A 16,847-nucleotide genomic window follows, 5' to 3' on the forward strand; every position below is an offset into this window, starting at 1 on the left:
GAATTGCTTGATTCGATTTGTTAAAGAGCGGTTGGTTAAGAGCTTTTCGTCTCAACCGAGGCGCGCATTCTACGCTTTCCTCACTTGCTGTCAAGCGTTTATTTTGAAGTTTTTTGCGAGAAACTCGTTTAGCTTCAAACACTTGACTCGCTGCGATCTCTCGTAGCGGGAGGCGAATCATACAGCACTCGAAGATGCTGTCAACTGCCTTTTTTCACCGCTGCCGATCAGGTGATCGAAGCCCTTCACGCCTCGCCGAACTCGCTTAAATCCTTGATTAACAAGGAGTTTTGCGTTCCGTTTGCTGCGGAAGTGGGGCGCATTATAAGGGGATCTGAGAGGGCGTCAACCTTTTATTTCATAAAATCTTAATCGAAATGAAGGGCTTAACTCGCGCATTGCTCAAGAGCAGTTGCGCCTGCCACTGGGATTTGCGCACTATATTGCGCAGCTCGCCCCTTCTACTTATTTAGGACTGTCCCACCCAAATGAACACCCAGCCCCGCAGCCTGGCCGCAACGCTGTTTCCCATCGGCCTGCTGTTGATTGCCATGGCTTCCATCCAGTCTGGAGCGTCACTGGCCAAGAGCATGTTTCCAGTTGTCGGCGCTCAGGGCACCACAACGCTGCGCCTGATCTTCGCCAGTATCATCATGCTTGCATTGCTGCGCCCGTGGCGCGCCAGGTTCAATGCCAGCACCCTGCGCAGCGTCATCATCTATGGGCTGGCCCTGGGCGGCATGAACTTCCTCTTCTATATGTCGTTGCGCACCGTTCCGCTGGGCATCGCCGTGGCGCTGGAGTTTACCGGCCCGCTGGCGGTAGCGATCTTCGCTTCGCGCCGCGCCCTGGACTTTCTCTGGATCGCGCTCGCCATCGTCGGCCTGCTACTGCTCATCCCGACAGGGCAGACGGGGGCATCCCTCGACCTGACCGGCGCGGCCTACGCCTTGGGTGCCGGCGTCTGTTGGGCGCTCTACATTTTATATGGCCAGCGAGCGGGCGCGGAAAACGGTATCCAGACCGCGGCATTGGGCGTATTGATCGCGGCGCTGTTCGTGGCTCCCATCGGTATCGCCCACGCCGGTAGTGCCTTGCTCACTCCAGCACTGATTCCGGTCGCACTTGCCGTGGCGATCCTGTCTACCGCCCTCCCCTACAGCCTGGAAATGGTCGCACTGACGCGAATGCCCGCGCGAACCTTCGGCACACTGATGAGTATCGAGCCCGCATTCGGTGCACTGTCGGGGCTTCTGTTCCTTGGAGAGGTTCTCAGCTTGACCCAGTGGTTGGCGATCCTGGCGATCATTACCGCCTCGGTCGGGGCCACACTGTCGATGCGCAAGGAAAGCAGCCCTCCCGTAGCGGCTGACTGATTTGAGAAATAGTTTCATTTGAACAGCTTCAGCCTTGTACCCGCCTATAAGGCTGTTTAAGCTGTCACAGCATCATCACCTTCAGACGATCTACTGAGCCGGGCACGGAAGCAGGGGAGTTTCAGGCAGAACGCAGTCATCACTACAAGGGCGGACAATGCTCACCGCCCAGATAAGGACAGGAATGAAACGTATTTTTCTCATCCTGGCCATCTTGGCCATTGCTGGGTGTGCCGCTACAGCCAAGACCGAGGTGAAGCGAGGGAAGAAGGGCTTGCACATCAACTGCTCCGGGCTTTCATCATCCTGGGACAAGTGCTACGCCAATGCGCAAGCGTCATGCGGCAGCAAAGGCTATAAGGTAATCGCGCGCTCCAGCGACAGCGACGAAGAGCCGGGCGACTACGTGTTCGGAATCAACCCAGCCGGCTATACCAGCCGCAGCATGATCGTCATCTGCAAATAAACGAAAGGGCAGCCCCAGGCTGCCCTTTCTCGTTCCAGTCGATCAGACCGGCTGCGTACGCAGTCTCAACCAGGCCAGTGCGTCGCCTTGCAACAGGGGCGCTAATCGCTCATACACGGTCTGGTGATAACGGTTGAGCCATTGGCGCTCCGAAACATCGAGCAACTCGGGCAGCAAGCATCGGGTGTCGATCGGGCAAAGCGTCAGGGTCTCAAACGCCAGGAAGTCGCCAAAAGCGCTGTTGCCCACCTCCCGATTAACCACCAGATTCTCGATACGCACGCCCCAGGCTCCAGGTCTGTAGGTGCCCGGCTCGATCGAACTGATCATCCCGACCTGCATGGCTGTCTGCGGCGTAGTTGCCGCCTGATAGGCAATGACCTGCGGCCCCTCGTGCACATTCATGAAGTAGCCTACGCCATGCCCAGTGCCATGGCCGTAGTCGACTTGATCGGCCCAGATAGGCGCCCGGGCGATGGCATCGAGCAGCGGCGAAAGAATGCCCCGCGGGAACGTCGCCCGCGACAACGCGATCACTCCCTTGAGCACCCGCGTGCAGTCCTTCTTCTGCTCCAGGCTGGGTGTACCAATCGGCACCATCCGGGTAATGTCGGTAGTCCCGCCCAGATACTGGCCGCCCGAATCGATCAGCAGCAGGCCATTGCCCTCGATCACCGCATGCGACTCTTCGGTGGCACGGTAATGGGGCATCGCGCCATTGGCATTGAAGGCCGCGATGGTCGAGAAGCTCAGCGAGACGAAGTCAGGGCGCCGTGCACGTGCCGCGCTCAGTTGTTCATCGACCGTCAGTTCGGTGATGGTCTCGCGCCCAAGGTTGGCCTCGAACCAGGCGAAGAACTCGCACAGGGCGGCACCGTCCTGCTCCATCACCTGACGAATATGAACCAGGTCCGCCTCGCCCTTGCGCGACTTGCTCAGCGTAGTCGGATTGATGCCCTCGACCAACGCGACACGCTCGTCGAGCTTGTCCAACAGGCCCTGGGTGACACGCGCCGGATCGACCAGCAGGCGGGTACCGTCAACGAGGCTCGCAAGTGCCTGACCAACTTCCGCGTAGTCACGCACCTGGATACCGTCGGCCGCCAGTACTTGACGCAGATGAGTATTGATCTTGTCCTGACCGACGAAGAGCGTGGCTTGATCACGGCCGATCAAGGCGAAGGAAACGAACACCGGGTTGTACGAAACATCACTACCACGCAGGTTGAACAGCCAGGCAATGTCGTCCAGAGTTGCGATGAAATGCCAGTCGGCGCCCTTGCTGGCCAGGGCCTGACGCAACTCTCCGAGTTTTTGCGCACGACTGACAGTCGCATGGGGAGGCAGGTGCTGATAGACGGGGTTGCCAGGCAAGGCCGGACGATCGCCCCAAACCTGAACCAGCAGGTCTCGGTCAGTCAGCAGTCTTACATTGCGAGCGCTCAGGCGCTCTGCCAATTGACGGGCAGAGGCCAGCGCCATGACCGCACCATCAACCGCCACGGCACCGCCGCTGGCAACCTGCTCACCCAGCCAATCCAATGCCCCCGGCTGACCTGGCAGTAGCTTCATCAGCTCGATGCCACTGCCCGCCAATTCCTTCTCTGCCTGCTCCCAATAGCGGCTGTCGACCCACAGCCCGGCGAATTCCGCGGCCACTACCAGCGTGCCGACCGAGCCCTGGAAGCCAGACAGCCATTGGCGTCCTTGCCAATGGCCGGGCAAGTACTCGGAAAGGTGCGGATCGGCAGAGGGCACCAACAGGGCATCGACACCCTCCCTGGCCATGACATCGCGCACACGCGCCAGGCGTGCCGGTATGGATTCCTTAAGGGGGTTCAGACTGCTCATGCGCTCTCCTGCGATCACATCTTGGACGGTTCCAGGTCGGGATAATGGAACAGGCTGCGAACGCCCGCAATCGGATCCCCCACAAAGAGCCTGCGATAGATTGGAGCGCCTCGGCCGCCAGTCCAACGGGCTGAACTTTCGAGCTGTCTGGAATTTCACAGTTCGTACAGCCCCAGCGGATGAGATCGCACATGGCCCACCTCCACGAGTCGAAAATCGCCGTCGTACTCCTCGACACCCGCGAACGCACCCCGGACCATGAATATGCCACTCGCCAGAAGCTCGCCGAGATCCTGGCGCAATTGCTTGGGATACCCGTCTTCAACCCTGGACAACCGGCCGGCCAGGCCAACCACTATTATTACCTGCCCACGGAAACCTTGATCGGCCAGCAGCAGGGCATCCGCAGTGAACAGGACCTGTTCGGCGGCCTGGTAAGCCATCCCTACATGGCGACCAAAGCCATTTCCCACCCACTACCCGCCAATGCAGTCTTTCCGCCGGGCTGGACTGACGCCTTCGCGCAACAGGCCAGCGGTGCCCTGTTGCGCGGCTACACGGTCTTTTCCAAGGACGACGCTCGACGAGCAGCCGACTTGCTATTGCGCAGCGGCCCCGTTCGAGTCAAACCCGTATTGGCCCGTGCCGGTCGCGGCCAGCAGGTAATCGATACCCTTGACGCACTTGACCCCTTGCTCGCGACCTTGGACGACAAGGCACTTGGCCTTTGGGGGCTGGTGCTGGAGGAGGACCTGCATGAAGTAGAAACCTTCAGTGTTGGCCAGGTGCGCGTCGCTGGCCTCACCTGCAGCTATTACGGCACCCAGCAACTCACCAGGGACCATCAAGGCCAACAAGTCTACGGTGGCTCCGATCTGATGGTAGTACGCGGCGACTATCAGGCGCTGCTGCAGCGACCGCTGGAAGATTATCTGCGCCTGGCTATCAATCAGGCCATGACCTACGAGCAAGCGGCGGAACGACACTTCCCTGGTTTCATCGCCTCACGCCGCAACTACGACATCGCCCGTGGCCTCGACGCACGTGGCCACCTGCGCAGCGGCGTCCTGGAGCAATCGTGGCGCCAGGGTGGCGCCAGCAGCGCAGAGCTCCTTGCCGTGCGCGCCTTCGCCGACGATCCGACGCTGCAGCAGGTACGCGCATCCACCCACGAGGTGTTCGGCACGCCTGAACTTCCGGCCGACGCCACACTTTTCTATGAGGGGGACGACAGTGAACTCGGACAATTCTGCAAATTTGCACGGATTCGCGAGCATGGCCATTCAGAGTGAACAGGTCGAGCTACAGGTCGAGGGCGAAAGTATCGCCGGTACTTTGGTCAGTCCTGGCAGCAAGATGCCCGGCATTCTCTTCGTCCACGGCTGGGGCGGCAGCCAGCAGCGAGACCTGGCCCGCGCCCGACAGATTACCGGGCTGGGCTGCGTGTGCATGACCTTCGACTTGCGCGGACACGAAAAGACCGAAAGCCAGCGATTGACGGTGACCCGTGAGCAGAACCTCACCGACCTGCTGGCCGCCTACGATCGACTGGCCTCGCACCCTGCCGTCGATCCCGGCGCCATTGCGCTGATCGGCAGCAGCTATGGCGGTTATCTGGCCACCCTGCTGACCGCACATAGACCCGTGAAATGGCTGGCGATGCGGGTACCTGCATTGTACTGGGACGATGAATGGGACACTCCAAAGCAAGCACTCGACCGCCAGCGCCTGAATCACTATCGCCAACGCATTCTGGGGCCGGCCGACAATCGTGCCTTGGCCGCCTGCGCCGAGTTCGCTGGCGATGTCCTGCTGGTGGAGTCCGAGCACGATGACTATGTGCCGCACAACACCCTGATGAGCTATCGCTCCGCGTTCGTCGGCGCCCATTCACTGACCCATCGCATCGTCGACGGGGCCGACCATGCGCTGTCCAGCGAGGAAAGCCAGAAAGCCTACAGTTCGATCCTGGGTACATGGATTGGAGAAATGGTCATCGGCGCACGGCTAGACCGCTACCCGCACTACGCTCCCTGGTACGCCTGAGGCTCACCGACCTCGCAATGCAAGCCGCCGTCGCTGCCTCGCACCAGGCTGCGCAAGGTCTGGTAGGCCGTGAAATTGACACCGCGTGCCTGGTGACGCTGCAACAGGTCGAGGAACGGCTCCTCGACGAAACAGGGCGCGGCAGCCGCCCACTCCTGGCGCGATTGCCACCGCAGGTATTGCAACACCCGACTGCCATCGACACTGGCCTGAATGCTGACACCCAGCAGACCATCGCAACGGCTGGCGATCTCCTCCGCCCGCAGGACCAAAGCCTCGGCCAGGGCCTGCTGCCGAATCGCCGGCACTTCGTACTCGATCATCTGGGTAAACCATAGGGAATGAGGGGTGGCCACCATGAACAGTCTCCTTGCTCGGGGTACTTGCAGCGTGATGGCGAGCAGGGTAAAACCTCGAGTTAAGTCAAGGTCAAGGAATATTTCGACATGCCCAGCAAGGACGTGACGGCGCCGGAACGCCTGCTCAGCGTAGGCCAGTTGGCCGCGCGCAGCGGCGTCGCGGTGACCGCGCTGCACTTCTATGAAAGCAAGGGACTGATCCACAGCACCCGCAACAACGGCAACCAGCGCCGCTTCGAGCGAGCCATGCTACGCCGGGTGGCAGTGATCAAGATGGCGCAGCGCCTGGGAGTACCGCTGGCGCAAGTCGCCGAAGCGCTCGATACCCTGCCCAAAGGGCACACGCCGACCGCTGAAGACTGGCAGCGTTTTTCCGCACGATGGCGAGAAGACCTGAACCAGCGCATCGAAGAATTGATGATGCTGCGCGACCAGCTGGATGGCTGCATTGGCTGCGGCTGCATGTCATTGAAGGAATGTCCGCTGCGCAACCATAGCGACCGCCTCGCCGCGGAAGGCCCGGGGCCACACCCGTTAGGCCCAGACGCTCAGGCAACCACGGCGAAACGTCGCCGGTAGTCACTGGGTGTCAGGCCGGTGACACGCTGGAACACCTTACGAAAGGCACCGGGGTCCTGATAGCCCACGCCCCAGGCAATCTGGTCGACGCTGCGCCGGGTGAACTCCAGCAGGCGGCAGGCACGTCCTACCCGGACCTGCTGGCAGTATTGGGTAGGACGCAATCCGGTCGCCGCGCGAAAACGCCGCAGAAACGTACGCTCTTCGAGCCCGGCACATCCAGCCATGTTTGCCAGATTGGCCTCTCGCGCACCACTCCCCTGCAGCCAGTGCTGCACCTTCAGCACGGCTTCATCGCCGTGATCCAGCCTCGGTGTGAACAACGCACCGGGCAGCGGGGTCGGCACCGGATCGACCGCCAGGTAGCGTGCAGTCTCGCGCGCCAGGGTGGCACCCAGGAAACGCTCAAGCAGACGCAGCCCGAGCTCGGTCCAGGCCATCAGCCCGGCCGACGTCATGATGTCGCCATCGTCCAGTACCGCTACGCTGGCATCGGCGCGTACTTGCGGGTAGCGCTCGGCCAAGGTCTGGGCGTAATTCCAGTGGGTACTCGCCGAACGCCCGTCCAGCAGGCCACTGGCAGCAATGAAGAACACGCCGATGCACACCGAAGCGAGCACAGTGCCGCGTGCATGCCACTGGCACAAGTGCGCGCGGTGTCGCTCAAGCAGCGCAGGTGCAGGTGCCGGCCCAAGGCTGGGCGGCACCACCAGCACCTTGAGGTCATGGCGCGCGCCCGGCAGGCTGTCGTACACCTCGCAGAGTTCACCGGCCTGATCGAGTTGCCAGTGGCTGATACGGATCGGCAGCAGCTTCCCATCACCGAGTTCACAGGCGACCTGATTGGCGACCGTGAACAGGTCGGTCAGCCCATGTACAGCGGCACGCTGCGCATCGGGATAGACCAGCACACCGATTTCCAAGCCTGTACCCATGTCAGTTTTTGCCCTCATTGTGTCGGTCGCGCCAATCCCCATGTCGGTCGTTCAAGCCTATAACTATCGCCACACCACGACCACGCCCAAGGAGGCGCGCAACATGAGCAAGCAGGCCCTGATTCTCATCGATATCCAGAACGATTACTTCCCCGGTGGCAAATGGACGCTCGACCGCGCCGATGCGGCGGCCGACAACGCCGCCCGCCTGCTCGCCGCTGCCCGCGAGCGCGGCGACCTGGTCGTGCATGTGCGCCATGAGTTCGAATCAGCCGATGCGCCGTTTTTTGCCCCTGGCTCGCCAGGCGCCGAGATCCACGCCAAGGTACTGCCGATCAGCAGCGAGCCGGTGGTGCTCAAGCATCAAGTCAACGCGTTTCGCGACACCGAGCTCAAGTCGCTCCTCGACAAGCATGAGGTAAAAAACCTTACCATCGTCGGCGCCATGAGCCACATGTGCATCGATTCGGCAACCCGCGCTGCCGCAGACTTCGGCTACCAGGTCTCGGTGGCGCACGACGCCTGCGCCACGCTGGCCCTGGAGTTCAATGGACAGACGGTGCCCGCATCGCACGTGCACGACTCGGCCATGGCGGCGCTAGCTTTCGCCTTTGCCGCCGTCGAGAGTACCGATACGTTGCTGGCCAAGTAGGCTGGGTGGATCAGATCACCACATTGCGCACGAATCGCGTGGGCTGGTCGCCGTCGTTGCGGTACGCGTAGCGGCAGTCGCTGGGGAAGATGTGGAACTCCCCAGCGCGCAGGCGCAGTTCACCGCTTTCGATCAGCAGCGTCAGACAGCCCTCGGTCACATAGATCTGCTCGCTCCAACCCTCGGCATCAGCCTCACTGGCATAGTGCTCGCCCGGTGCCAGGGTCCACTCCCAGAGCTCGACCTCGCGCCGCGCGGGGCTACTACCCAGCAGTACCGCGCGGCTGTCCGGCTGCTCACCGGCCCAGGCCAGCTCATTGATGCGTGCAGGATCGCGATGCTCGGGCGCCTGGATCAGCGTACTGAACGCCACACCCAGCGCTTCGGCGATCAGGTCGAGGGTGGTGAGGCTGACGTTCTTCTCGCCTGCCTCGATGGCAACCAGCATGCGCCGACTGACACCAGAGCTTTCGGCCAAGGCGGTCTGGCTCAGCCCCCTGTCGTTACGCAGGCGGCGGATGTTCTGACTGACGTGCTGCAGCACCGAAGCGCGGTGCGAGGAATCTTTGTGCACTATATTGCTCACTGGTAGGGGTTGCGCAGTATACTGCCCACTTAGCGGCGATTGTGCGCCGCCCCTTCCGAGTGCGCAAGACCATGACCCACACCAGCAGCAGCCCGCGGCCGTCCGTATCCTTTCGCCTGAGCAAAGCCGAATGGGTGCTGGTGTTCATCACCATGCTCTGGGGCGGCACCTTCCTGATCGTGCACAACGTCATGAGCGTGAGCGGACCGATGTTCTTCGTCGGCCTGCGATTCGCGGCAGCGGCACTGTTCGTCGGGCTGGTATCGGCGCGAGCGCTGTCGGGCCTAACGTTCACCGAACTCAAAGCCGGCGTGCTGATCGGTGTATCGATCATGCTCGGCTACGGCTTGCAGACCATGGGCCTGCAAACCATCAGCAGCAGCCAGTCGGCCTTCATCACGGCCCTCTACGTACCCTTCGTGCCGCTGCTGCAATGGTTGGTGCTGGGGCGCCGGCCCGGCCTGATGCCAAGCATCGGTATCTGCCTGGCCTTTGTCGGCCTGATGCTGCTGGCCGGCCCTGAGGGTGGTGCGCTGAATTTCAGCGAAGGCGAAATCGTGACCTTGGTCAGCGCCGTGGCCATCGCCGGCGAGATCATCCTGATCAGCCGTTATGCCGGAAAGGTCGATGTGCGGCGGGTCACCGTGGTGCAACTGGCAACTGCCTCGGCGCTATCATTCCTGATGATCATTCCGACCCAGGAGCGCATCCCGGATTTCTCCTGGCTGCTGTTGGCCAGCGCCCTTGGCCTGGGCGCCATGAGCGCGGTAATCCAGGTGGCGATGAACTGGGCGCAGAAATCTGTCTCGCCAACCCGTGCCACGCTGATCTATGCCGGCGAACCGGTCTGGGCCGGCATCGTTGGTCGTATCGCAGGGGACCGCTTGCCAGGCGTGGCGCTTATTGGTGGCCTGCTGATCGTGATCGCCGTGGTCGTCAGCGAACTGAAGATTCGCCGCGATCGCGATCCCCTTCCAGAGCCGCAAGGCCTGACGCCAAGCGAAAGCGAGACAGGGCGTTGAACTCCTGATCAGCGGCTATGCTCTGAAAAAAACTGTTATAAAAAAACAGCTTGTCACAGCGCTTTTGTAGGATTCTGCCACAGCTTGCGTGTTGGTGATCACCAGCGTGACACGTATGATCCATGGCAAACCTCCGTAGATTAGAACGCTATGTCTTTGATAGTGCTATTGCTTCTGCCCTTCATCGGCAGTTGCCTGGCAGCCGTGCTGCCGCACAATGCGCGTAACGCCGAGTCCATTCTCGCCGGGCTCGTGGCCTTGGTCAGCACTGTCCAGGTAGCGCTGCTGTACCCGCAGATCGCCCATGGCGGCGTGATCCGCGAAGAATTCCTCTGGCTGCCCAGCCTCGGGCTCAACCTCGTGCTGCGCATGGATGGCTTCGCCTGGCTGTTCTCGTTGCTGGTGCTGGGCATCGGCACACTGGTGTCGCTGTATGCGCGCTACTACATGTCACCCCAAGACCCCGTGCCACGATTCTTTGCCTTCTTCCTGGCATTCATGGGCGCAATGCTCGGGTTGGTGATTTCCGGCAACCTGATTCAGCTGGTGTTCTTCTGGGAGCTGACCAGCCTGTTTTCTTTCCTCCTCATCGGCTACTGGCATCACCGCAGCGATGCCCGCCGCGGCGCTTACATGGCGCTGATGGTCACGGGTGCAGGGGGTTTGTGCCTGCTGGTCGGCGCTTTGCTGCTGGGCCATGTGGTCGGCAGCTATGACCTGGACAAGGTCCTGGCCGCTGGCGAAACCGTCCGCCAGCACGCGCTCTATCCCGTATTGCTGCCGCTGATCCTGATTGGCGCCCTGAGCAAGAGCGCGCAGTTCCCCTTCCAGTTCTGGCTACCGCATGCCATGGCTGCACCCACACCGGTCTCGGCCTATCTGCATTCGGCGACCATGGTCAAGGCCGGGGTGTTCCTGCTGGCACGCCTATGGCCAACGCTGTCGGGCACCGAGGAGTGGTTCTGGATCGTCGGCGGGGCAGGTGCCTGTACCCTCCTGCTGGGTGCCTTCGCGGCGATGTTCCAGAATGACCTCAAGGGGCTGCTGGCCTATTCGACCATCAGCCACCTGGGCCTGATCACCCTGTTGCTAGGGCTGAACAGCCCGCTGGCCGCTGTCGCGGCAGTGTTCCACATCCTCAACCACGCCACCTTCAAGGCCTCGCTGTTCATGGCCGCCGGCATCATCGACCATGAAAGCGGCACCCGCGACATTCGCCGTCTCAGCGGCCTGATACGCCTGGTACCCTATACCGCCACCCTGGCCATGGTCGCCAGTGCGTCCATGGCCGGCGTACCTCTGATGAATGGCTTCCTCTCCAAGGAAATGTTCTTCGCCGAAACCGTATTCATCAGCTCCAGTGCCTGGGTCGAGGCCGCCTTGCCGGTGATCGCCACCCTTGCAGGCACGTTCAGCGTTGCGTACGCCCTGCGTTTCACGGTCGACGTGTTCTTCGGCCCGACCGCCCAGGACCTTCCGCATACCCCCCACGAACCCCCGCGCTGGATGCGCGCGCCGGTCGAACTGCTGGTCCTGACCTGCCTGGTAGTCGGCATCTTCCCTGCCCAGTCGGTGGGCCCGCTGCTCGCCGCCGCAGCGTTGCCGGTGGTGGGCGGCACCCTGCCGGAATACGGCCTGGCTATCTGGCATGGCTGGAACGCCCCCCTGATCATGAGCCTGATCGCCATGTGCGGCGGCGTGGTGCTCTACCTGTTGCTGCGCAAACAGTTGCGCCTGGGCCGTTTCCCCTACCCGCCACTGATCGAACGCTTCAATGGCAAGCGGCTGTTCGAGCACGGACTGGTACGTCTGATGCTGCTGGCCCGGCACCTCGAAGGACTGTTGACCAGCCGCCGCCTGCAGACCCAGCTATTCATGCTGGTGGTCGCCGCCTTCCTCGCCGGCCTCACCCCCATGCTGTACAGCGGCATCAGCTGGGGGGACCGCCCCAAGATTCCGGGGTCCGGCGTATTCGTCGCCATGTGGCTGATTGCAATTGCCTGTGCCATCGGCGCAGCCTGGCAGGCCAAATACCACCGCCTGGCTGCGCTGATCATGGTCAGCGTCTGCGGCCTGATGACGTGCATCACCTTCGTCTGGTTCTCTGCCCCTGACCTTGCACTCACGCAACTGGTGGTCGAAGTCGTCACCACAGTGTTGATCCTGCTGGGCCTGCGCTGGCTGCCGCGCCGAATCGAAGGCGTCTCTCCCCTGCCCGGCAGCCAGGAGCGTGCACGCTTGCGACGCCTGCGCGACCTGCTGCTGGCAGTGCTGGTCGGCGGCGGTATGGCACTGCTGTCGTACGCCATGTTGACCCGTCCGACACCCAACGACATCTCATCGTTCTACCTGAGCCGTGCACTCCCCGAGGGTGGCGGTACCAACGTGGTCAACGTGATGCTGGTGGACTTCCGCGGCTTCGATACATTGGGTGAAATCACTGTACTGGTCGCCGTGGCGCTGACGGTCTTCGCCCTGCTGCGCCGCTTCCGCCCACCGAAAGAGAGCATGCAGCTGCCGACGCAACAGCGCCAGCTGGCGCCGGACGTAATCACCGACCTGGTCAATCCACGGCATGTCACCGATACCGCGCTGGGCTTCATGATGGTGCCAGCAGTATTGGTACGCCTGCTGCTGCCGATCGCCCTGCTGGTCTCGATGTACCTGTTCATGCGCGGCCACAACCAACCAGGCGGCGGCTTCGTCGCCGGGCTGGTGATGTCGGTGGCATTCATCCTCCAGTACATGGTCGCAGGCACCCAGTGGGTCGAGGCCCAGATGAGCCTGCGACCGCTGCGCTGGATGGGCACCGGCCTGCTGTGCGCCACGCTTACCGGCATAGGCGCCATGTTGCTGGGTTATCCGTTCCTCACCACCCACACTGCGCACCTGCATCTGCCGTTGCTCGGTGACATCCATGTCGCCAGCGCCTTGTTCTTCGATATCGGCGTGTACACCGTGGTTGTCGGCTCCACGCTCTTGATCCTGACCGCCCTGGCACACCAATCGGTGCGCGCCTATCGCCCGGGCCATCCGAAATCCAGCCAGACAGGAGCCGCCTGATGGAAGAAGTCATCGCAGTCGCCATCGGCGTACTGGCCGCCTCCGGAGTCTGGCTGGTACTGCGCCCACGGACCTACCAGGTCATCATGGGCCTGTGCCTGCTCTCCTACGGCGTCAATTTGTTCATCTTCAGCATGGGCAGCCTGTTCATCGGCAAGGAGCCGATCATCAAGGAGGGCGTCCCACAGGACCTGCTGAACTACACCGACCCACTACCACAGGCGCTGGTGTTGACCGCCATCGTCATCAGCTTTGCCATGACCGCCCTGTTCCTGGTGGTCCTGCTGGCCTCGCGCGGCCTGACCGGCACCGACCATGTCGATGGCCGGGAGCGTGAGGAATGAGCTGGATGAATCAACTGATTGTCGCCCCGATCCTGCTACCGCTGGTAACCGCTGCGATCATGCTGCTGATCGGTGAAAAACACCGCCAGTTCAAGGCCCGCCTGAACCTGCTGTCGAGCCTGATCGGCTTGGGTGTCGCCGTGACGCTGTTGATGTGGGTACGCGGCCAGGGTCAGGCCGAGTCCATCGGTGTCTACCTGCCAGGCAACTGGCCGGCGCCGTTCGGTATCGTGCTGGTACTCGATCACCTGTCCGCACTGCTGCTTACCCTGACCGGTGTAATCGGCGTCAGCGCCCTGCTGTTCGCCCGCGCCCGCTGGGACGGCGCCGGCGCCAGCTTCCACGCGCTGTTCCAGATTCAGCTGATGGGCCTTTACGGTGCGTTCCTGACCGCCGATCTCTTCAACCTGTTCGTGTTCTTCGAAGTGCTGCTGGCGGCGTCCTATGGCCTGCTGCTGCACGGCTCGGGACGCGCGCGGGTCAGGGCCGGGCTGCACTACATCGCCATCAACCTGTTCGCCTCTTCGCTGTTCCTGGTTGGCGCCGCCATGCTCTATGGCGTGACGGGCACACTGAACATGGCCGACCTGGCGCTGAAGATCCCGTTGGTCGCAGAAGCCGATCGTGGCTTGCTGCACGCCGGAGCGGCGATCCTGGCCATGGCATTCCTGGTCAAGGCCGGGGTCTGGCCGCTGAACTTCTGGCTGGTGCCGGCCTACTCCTCGGCCAGCGCACCGGTCGCAGCACTGTTCGCCATCATGACAAAGGTCGGTCTGTATGCAGTGCTGCGGCTGTGGACACTTTTGTTCTCGGGCCAGGCAGGCGCTTCGGCGAATTTCGGTGGGGAATGGCTGGTGTATGGCGGCCTCGTCACCCTCGCGGTGGCTGCCGTCTCGATTCTCGCCGCCCAGCGCCTGGAGCGTCTCGCCGCGCTGAGCATTTTGGTCTCGGCTGGCACCTTGCTGGCGTCGGTCGGCTTCGGTCAGGCGGCCCTCACCGGCGCGGCACTGTTCTACCTCACCAGCTCCACCCTGGCCTTGTGCGCCTTGTTCCTGCTGGCAGAACTTATCGAGCGTTCGCGCTCGGCCAACGAAGTGCCCCTGGACGACGAAGAGGACGCCATCCCGCCGCCGCTCGAATCCCTGCATCCACCCAAGGGCATCAACCTCGACGACGAACAGAAGGCAGTGATCGGTCAGATCATCCCCTGGACCATGGCATTCCTCGGCTTGAGCTTCATCGCCTGCGCCCTGCTGATCATTGGCATGCCGCCGCTGTCCGGCTTCATCGGCAAGCTCAACCTGATCAGCGCCCTGTTCAATCCGCAAGGTCTGGGCATGGCGGCCGAGCAGCCTCTGTCAGCCGCCGGCTGGTGCCTGGTAGCTCTGTTGCTGCTATCGGGCATGGCATCGCTGATCGCCTTTGGCCGAGTGGGCATCCAGCGCTTCTGGAAGCCTGAGGAGCGGCCCTCGCCATTGCTGCGTCGCTATGAATGCATACCGATCGTGGTACTGCTGGGGCTGTGTATCGTCCTCAGCATCCAGGCCGAACCGCTGCTGCGCTACACCCAGGACACCGCCGCCGGCCTGCAGGCACCCGACGCCTATATCCAGGCGGTCCTGTCAACCCGCCCCGTGCCTGGGCCGACCACCATGACGCAGGTGCAACCATGAACCGGCTGTTCCCCGCCCCGCTGCTGTCGCTGGCGCTGTTCGTGCTGTGGCTGGTGCTGAACCTTTCCGTCAGCCCAGGCAATCTGCTGCTTGGCGCCGCCCTGGGCATCCTCGCACCCGTGCTCATGGCGCCGTTGCGCCCGCAGCATGCGCATATCCGCCGCCCGCTGGTGATTGCTCGCTTGATCGGCCGTGTGGGGCTGGATGTTATTCTTTCGAACCTGCAAGTTGCCCGGGGCGTGCTACGAGCCGGCGGCCATCCACCGCGCTCTGCCTTCGTGCACATCCCCCTGTCACTGCGCGACGCCCATGGCCTGGCCGCCCTGTCGATGATCACCACGGTGGTACCCGGCACGGTCTGGTCGGAGCTGGCCCTGGATCGCAGCATCCTGCTGCTGCATGTGTTCGACCTGGACGACGAAGCCACCTTCATCGAACACTTCAAGCACACCTACGAACGCCCGCTGATGGAGATCTTCGAATGACTGGCCTGCTCGCCAACGCCATTCTCGCCAGCCTGTTCATCTTCATCATCGCCATGGCCCTGGCGATGGTCAGGGTGTTCCGCGGCCCTTCGGCGCAGGACCGGGTCCTGGCGCTGGACTACTTGTACATCCTGGCCATGCTGATGATGCTGGTGCTAGGCATCCGCTATGCCAGTGATACCTACTTCGAAGGCGCGATGCTGATCGCCCTGTTCGGCTTCGTCGGCTCCTTTGCCCTGGCCAAGTTCCTGCTGCGTGGGGAGGTGATCGAATGATGCAGACCGTCGAACTTCCGTTCTGGCTGGAGCTGGCCACGGCCGCGCTGCTGCTGATAGGCAGCCTGTTCGCCTTGATCGGTGCAATCGGCCTGGTGCGCCTGAAGGACTACTTCCAGCGCATGCATCCGCCTGCACTGGCCTCGACTATTGGCGCGTGGTGCGTCAGCCTCGCCTCGATCCTGTACTTTTCCGGTCTCAAGCAGGGGCCGGTGCTGCATGCCTGGCTGATACCGATCCTGCTGTCGATTACCGTACCGGTCACGACGCTTCTGCTCGCGCGGGCCGCCTTGTTCCGCAAACGCATGTCGGGAGAACAGGTGCCGGATGAGGTCAGCAGCGGTGGCGATCGGGGCAACTGAGCGCCCGCTGAAGCCGCCTGGAAAACGCTGTCAGTGCTGGGTAAGGCGCTGCAGCTCGCGCCGAACCATGGCCACATAAGGAGGCGGGCCGAGCCGATAGAGCTCCCCCGCCACCCAGGCCAGCCAACCATCCTTCAACTGTGCTCGATAGGCCATCAGGCGCTCGGCGTCCAGGATTGCTTGCGCCTTGTGGCGCTGGTGAAACTCGGCGCGCCCCGCAGGCAGCTCATCGTGGCCACTCATTCACTGGCCTTGAAGGTGGTCAGCTCGCCCTTGCGCCATTTGGCGACCTTGCCGGTCACCGCCTTGAGCAGTTTGCCCAGGCCTTCCGCCACCTGGGACTGGGCAGCGAACACGAGCATCACGCCCTGCCCGTCACGGAAAACAATGCCATCGCCCTCGGGTACCGAGACGAACGCATAGTCACCCACGCCATATACGTTGAACTTTATGTCGCGAAAGCGCAGCTCGAGCTTGCCACCCTCGCGACTGGGCAGGACCGCGGCCCGGAAGTGATCCCCGACCTTCAGTTCCAGACGTTGCTTGTCATCGACGACCATCGCGTTGTCGGTATCGATCTCGGCCATGTACAGGCCATCGGGGTTCTGCTCGGTGACGTAGATGAAACGGCCCTGAAAGAGCTTGACCAACTTGGCCCGCAAGTCGCCCAGGGCGAACAGGGCGTGGGTATCCAGAGTACTGACTGCCAATGAAGTGATCCTCGAACCGGTTGTTTCCCGCCGCCACACGAAGTCGTGAAAGCGTGACGCGGC

19 protein-coding genes are annotated in these 16,847 nt (G+C 62.4%); 13 read left to right on the top strand and 6 right to left on the bottom strand.

Annotated elements, in window-relative coordinates:
* The first annotated feature begins 488 nt into the window (after positions 1-488).
* Together rhtA and ACTYOL_RS18390 are read left to right on the top strand one after the other, a co-directional pair.
* Positions 489-1,376, top strand: a complete 888-nt coding sequence (gene rhtA / locus ACTYOL_RS18385; protein ID WP_054894308.1) for a threonine/homoserine exporter RhtA — start codon at positions 489-491, stop codon at positions 1,374-1,376.
* A gap of 184 nt (positions 1,377-1,560) precedes the next feature.
* Positions 1,561-1,842, top strand: coding sequence for a hypothetical protein (locus ACTYOL_RS18390; protein WP_054894309.1), 282 nt, complete (start codon positions 1,561-1,563; stop codon positions 1,840-1,842).
* 42 nt (positions 1,843-1,884) lie between these two features.
* On the opposite strand, the gene ACTYOL_RS18395 is transcribed toward ACTYOL_RS18390, so the two are convergent.
* Positions 1,885-3,693, bottom strand: coding sequence for an aminopeptidase P family protein (locus ACTYOL_RS18395; protein WP_444756884.1), 1,809 nt, complete (start codon positions 3,691-3,693; stop codon positions 1,885-1,887).
* 191 nt (positions 3,694-3,884) lie between these two features.
* On the opposite strand from ACTYOL_RS18395, the gene ACTYOL_RS18400 reads away from it, so the two are divergent.
* Together ACTYOL_RS18400 and ACTYOL_RS18405 are read left to right on the top strand one after the other, a co-directional pair.
* Positions 3,885-4,985: a DUF3182 family protein gene (locus ACTYOL_RS18400; RefSeq protein WP_444756885.1), complete on the top strand. Its 1,101-nt coding sequence runs from the start codon at positions 3,885-3,887 to the stop codon at positions 4,983-4,985.
* Positions 4,969-5,739, top strand: a complete 771-nt coding sequence (locus tag ACTYOL_RS18405) for an alpha/beta hydrolase family protein (RefSeq protein WP_063545542.1) — start codon at positions 4,969-4,971, stop codon at positions 5,737-5,739. Before ACTYOL_RS18400 ends, ACTYOL_RS18405 begins: the two co-directional genes overlap by 17 nt.
* Here the strand turns inward: ACTYOL_RS18405 and ACTYOL_RS18410 are convergent.
* Entirely contained in the window at positions 5,718-6,098 is a 381-nt protein-coding gene (locus tag ACTYOL_RS18410) for an antibiotic biosynthesis monooxygenase (protein WP_054894313.1), read from the bottom strand. The genes ACTYOL_RS18405 and ACTYOL_RS18410 overlap by 22 nt on opposite strands.
* An 87-nt stretch (positions 6,099-6,185) precedes the next feature.
* Between ACTYOL_RS18410 and soxR the strand changes: the two genes are divergently transcribed.
* Entirely contained in the window at positions 6,186-6,677 is a 492-nt protein-coding gene (gene soxR / locus ACTYOL_RS18415) for a redox-sensitive transcriptional activator SoxR (RefSeq protein ID WP_153774804.1), read from the top strand.
* On the opposite strand, the gene ACTYOL_RS18420 is transcribed toward soxR, so the two are convergent.
* A complete protein-coding gene (locus ACTYOL_RS18420; RefSeq protein ID WP_444756886.1) occupies positions 6,647-7,630 on the bottom strand; it encodes a GlxA family transcriptional regulator in 984 nt (327 codons plus the stop codon). The genes soxR and ACTYOL_RS18420 overlap by 31 nt on opposite strands.
* 85 nt (positions 7,631-7,715) lie before the next feature.
* Here ACTYOL_RS18420 and ACTYOL_RS18425 point away from each other — a divergent pair, with 85 nt between their 5' ends.
* Positions 7,716-8,264, top strand: a complete 549-nt coding sequence (locus ACTYOL_RS18425; RefSeq protein ID WP_063545544.1) for a cysteine hydrolase family protein — start codon at positions 7,716-7,718, stop codon at positions 8,262-8,264.
* Between the two features lie 10 nt (positions 8,265-8,274).
* Here the strand turns inward: ACTYOL_RS18425 and ACTYOL_RS18430 are convergent, their stop codons facing one another.
* Positions 8,275-8,838, bottom strand: a complete 564-nt coding sequence (locus ACTYOL_RS18430) for a helix-turn-helix domain-containing protein (RefSeq protein ID WP_444756887.1) — start codon at positions 8,836-8,838, stop codon at positions 8,275-8,277.
* Positions 8,839-8,921: 83 nt separating this feature from the next.
* Here ACTYOL_RS18430 and ACTYOL_RS18435 point away from each other — a divergent pair, with 83 nt between their 5' ends.
* The 7 genes from ACTYOL_RS18435 to ACTYOL_RS18465 all read left to right on the top strand — a co-directional run bounded on the left by ACTYOL_RS18435 (position 8,922) and on the right by ACTYOL_RS18465 (position 16,074).
* Positions 8,922-9,872, top strand: a complete 951-nt coding sequence (locus ACTYOL_RS18435) for a DMT family transporter (protein ID WP_444756888.1) — start codon at positions 8,922-8,924, stop codon at positions 9,870-9,872.
* Between the two features lie 150 nt (positions 9,873-10,022).
* Positions 10,023-12,935 carry a monovalent cation/H+ antiporter subunit A gene (locus ACTYOL_RS18440; protein WP_444756889.1) on the top strand — a complete coding sequence of 971 codons (2,913 nt, stop codon included), beginning with the start codon at positions 10,023-10,025 and terminating at the stop codon, positions 12,933-12,935.
* Complete coding sequence (locus tag ACTYOL_RS18445) at positions 12,935-13,279, top strand: Na+/H+ antiporter subunit C (RefSeq protein ID WP_054894319.1); 345 nt, start codon at positions 12,935-12,937, stop codon at positions 13,277-13,279. Before ACTYOL_RS18440 ends, ACTYOL_RS18445 begins: the two co-directional genes overlap by 1 nt.
* Positions 13,276-14,952, top strand: coding sequence for a monovalent cation/H+ antiporter subunit D (locus ACTYOL_RS18450; RefSeq protein ID WP_153774800.1), 1,677 nt, complete (start codon positions 13,276-13,278; stop codon positions 14,950-14,952). Before ACTYOL_RS18445 ends, ACTYOL_RS18450 begins: the two co-directional genes overlap by 4 nt.
* Positions 14,949-15,437: a Na+/H+ antiporter subunit E gene (locus ACTYOL_RS18455; RefSeq protein WP_054894321.1), complete on the top strand. Its 489-nt coding sequence runs from the start codon at positions 14,949-14,951 to the stop codon at positions 15,435-15,437. Before ACTYOL_RS18450 ends, ACTYOL_RS18455 begins: the two co-directional genes overlap by 4 nt.
* Complete coding sequence (locus tag ACTYOL_RS18460) at positions 15,434-15,712, top strand: K+/H+ antiporter subunit F (RefSeq protein ID WP_444756890.1); 279 nt, start codon at positions 15,434-15,436, stop codon at positions 15,710-15,712. The genes ACTYOL_RS18455 and ACTYOL_RS18460 overlap by 4 nt, the downstream gene beginning before the upstream one ends.
* A complete protein-coding gene (locus ACTYOL_RS18465) occupies positions 15,709-16,074 on the top strand; it encodes a Na+/H+ antiporter subunit G (protein ID WP_063545547.1) in 366 nt (121 codons plus the stop codon). Before ACTYOL_RS18460 ends, ACTYOL_RS18465 begins: the two co-directional genes overlap by 4 nt.
* Positions 16,075-16,104: 30 nt before the next feature.
* Here the strand turns inward: ACTYOL_RS18465 and ACTYOL_RS18470 are convergent, their stop codons facing one another.
* The gene (locus ACTYOL_RS18470) at positions 16,105-16,317 is read right to left on the bottom strand and encodes a hypothetical protein (protein ID WP_444756891.1); all 213 of its coding nucleotides are present in this window, start codon (positions 16,315-16,317) and stop codon (positions 16,105-16,107) included.
* Positions 16,314-16,784, bottom strand: a complete 471-nt coding sequence (locus ACTYOL_RS18475; RefSeq protein ID WP_054894325.1) for a hypothetical protein — start codon at positions 16,782-16,784, stop codon at positions 16,314-16,316. Before ACTYOL_RS18475 ends, ACTYOL_RS18470 begins: the two co-directional genes overlap by 4 nt.
* Between the last annotated feature and the right edge of the window lie 63 nt (positions 16,785-16,847).

The sequence above is a fragment of the Pseudomonas sp. A014 genome (genome assembly GCF_052378495.1).
Lineage (GTDB): Bacteria > Pseudomonadota > Gammaproteobacteria > Pseudomonadales > Pseudomonadaceae > Aquipseudomonas > Aquipseudomonas machongensis.

What these genes read in the sequence shown, in the direction of transcription:
- rhtA (WP_054894308.1), top strand. Translation starts at nt 489, where the DNA reads ATGAACACCCAGCCCCGCAGCCTGGCCGCAACGCTGTTTCCCATCGGC.
- ACTYOL_RS18390 (WP_054894309.1), top strand. Translation starts at nt 1,561, where the DNA reads ATGAAACGTATTTTTCTCATCCTGGCCATCTTGGCCATTGCTGGGTGT.
- ACTYOL_RS18395 (WP_444756884.1), bottom strand. Translation starts at nt 3,693, where the DNA reads ATGAGCAGTCTGAACCCCCTTAAGGAATCCATACCGGCACGCCTGGCG.
- ACTYOL_RS18400 (WP_444756885.1), top strand. Translation starts at nt 3,885, where the DNA reads ATGGCCCACCTCCACGAGTCGAAAATCGCCGTCGTACTCCTCGACACC.
- ACTYOL_RS18405 (WP_063545542.1), top strand. Translation starts at nt 4,969, where the DNA reads ATGGCCATTCAGAGTGAACAGGTCGAGCTACAGGTCGAGGGCGAAAGT.
- ACTYOL_RS18410 (WP_054894313.1), bottom strand. Translation starts at nt 6,098, where the DNA reads ATGGTGGCCACCCCTCATTCCCTATGGTTTACCCAGATGATCGAGTAC.
- soxR (WP_153774804.1), top strand. Translation starts at nt 6,186, where the DNA reads ATGCCCAGCAAGGACGTGACGGCGCCGGAACGCCTGCTCAGCGTAGGC.
- ACTYOL_RS18420 (WP_444756886.1), bottom strand. Translation starts at nt 7,630, where the DNA reads ATGAGGGCAAAAACTGACATGGGTACAGGCTTGGAAATCGGTGTGCTG.
- ACTYOL_RS18425 (WP_063545544.1), top strand. Translation starts at nt 7,716, where the DNA reads ATGAGCAAGCAGGCCCTGATTCTCATCGATATCCAGAACGATTACTTC.
- ACTYOL_RS18435 (WP_444756888.1), top strand. Translation starts at nt 8,922, where the DNA reads ATGACCCACACCAGCAGCAGCCCGCGGCCGTCCGTATCCTTTCGCCTG.
- ACTYOL_RS18440 (WP_444756889.1), top strand. Translation starts at nt 10,023, where the DNA reads ATGTCTTTGATAGTGCTATTGCTTCTGCCCTTCATCGGCAGTTGCCTG.
- ACTYOL_RS18445 (WP_054894319.1), top strand. Translation starts at nt 12,935, where the DNA reads ATGGAAGAAGTCATCGCAGTCGCCATCGGCGTACTGGCCGCCTCCGGA.
- ACTYOL_RS18450 (WP_153774800.1), top strand. Translation starts at nt 13,276, where the DNA reads ATGAGCTGGATGAATCAACTGATTGTCGCCCCGATCCTGCTACCGCTG.
- ACTYOL_RS18455 (WP_054894321.1), top strand. Translation starts at nt 14,949, where the DNA reads ATGAACCGGCTGTTCCCCGCCCCGCTGCTGTCGCTGGCGCTGTTCGTG.
- ACTYOL_RS18460 (WP_444756890.1), top strand. Translation starts at nt 15,434, where the DNA reads ATGACTGGCCTGCTCGCCAACGCCATTCTCGCCAGCCTGTTCATCTTC.
- ACTYOL_RS18465 (WP_063545547.1), top strand. Translation starts at nt 15,709, where the DNA reads ATGATGCAGACCGTCGAACTTCCGTTCTGGCTGGAGCTGGCCACGGCC.
- ACTYOL_RS18470 (WP_444756891.1), bottom strand. Translation starts at nt 16,317, where the DNA reads ATGAGTGGCCACGATGAGCTGCCTGCGGGGCGCGCCGAGTTTCACCAG.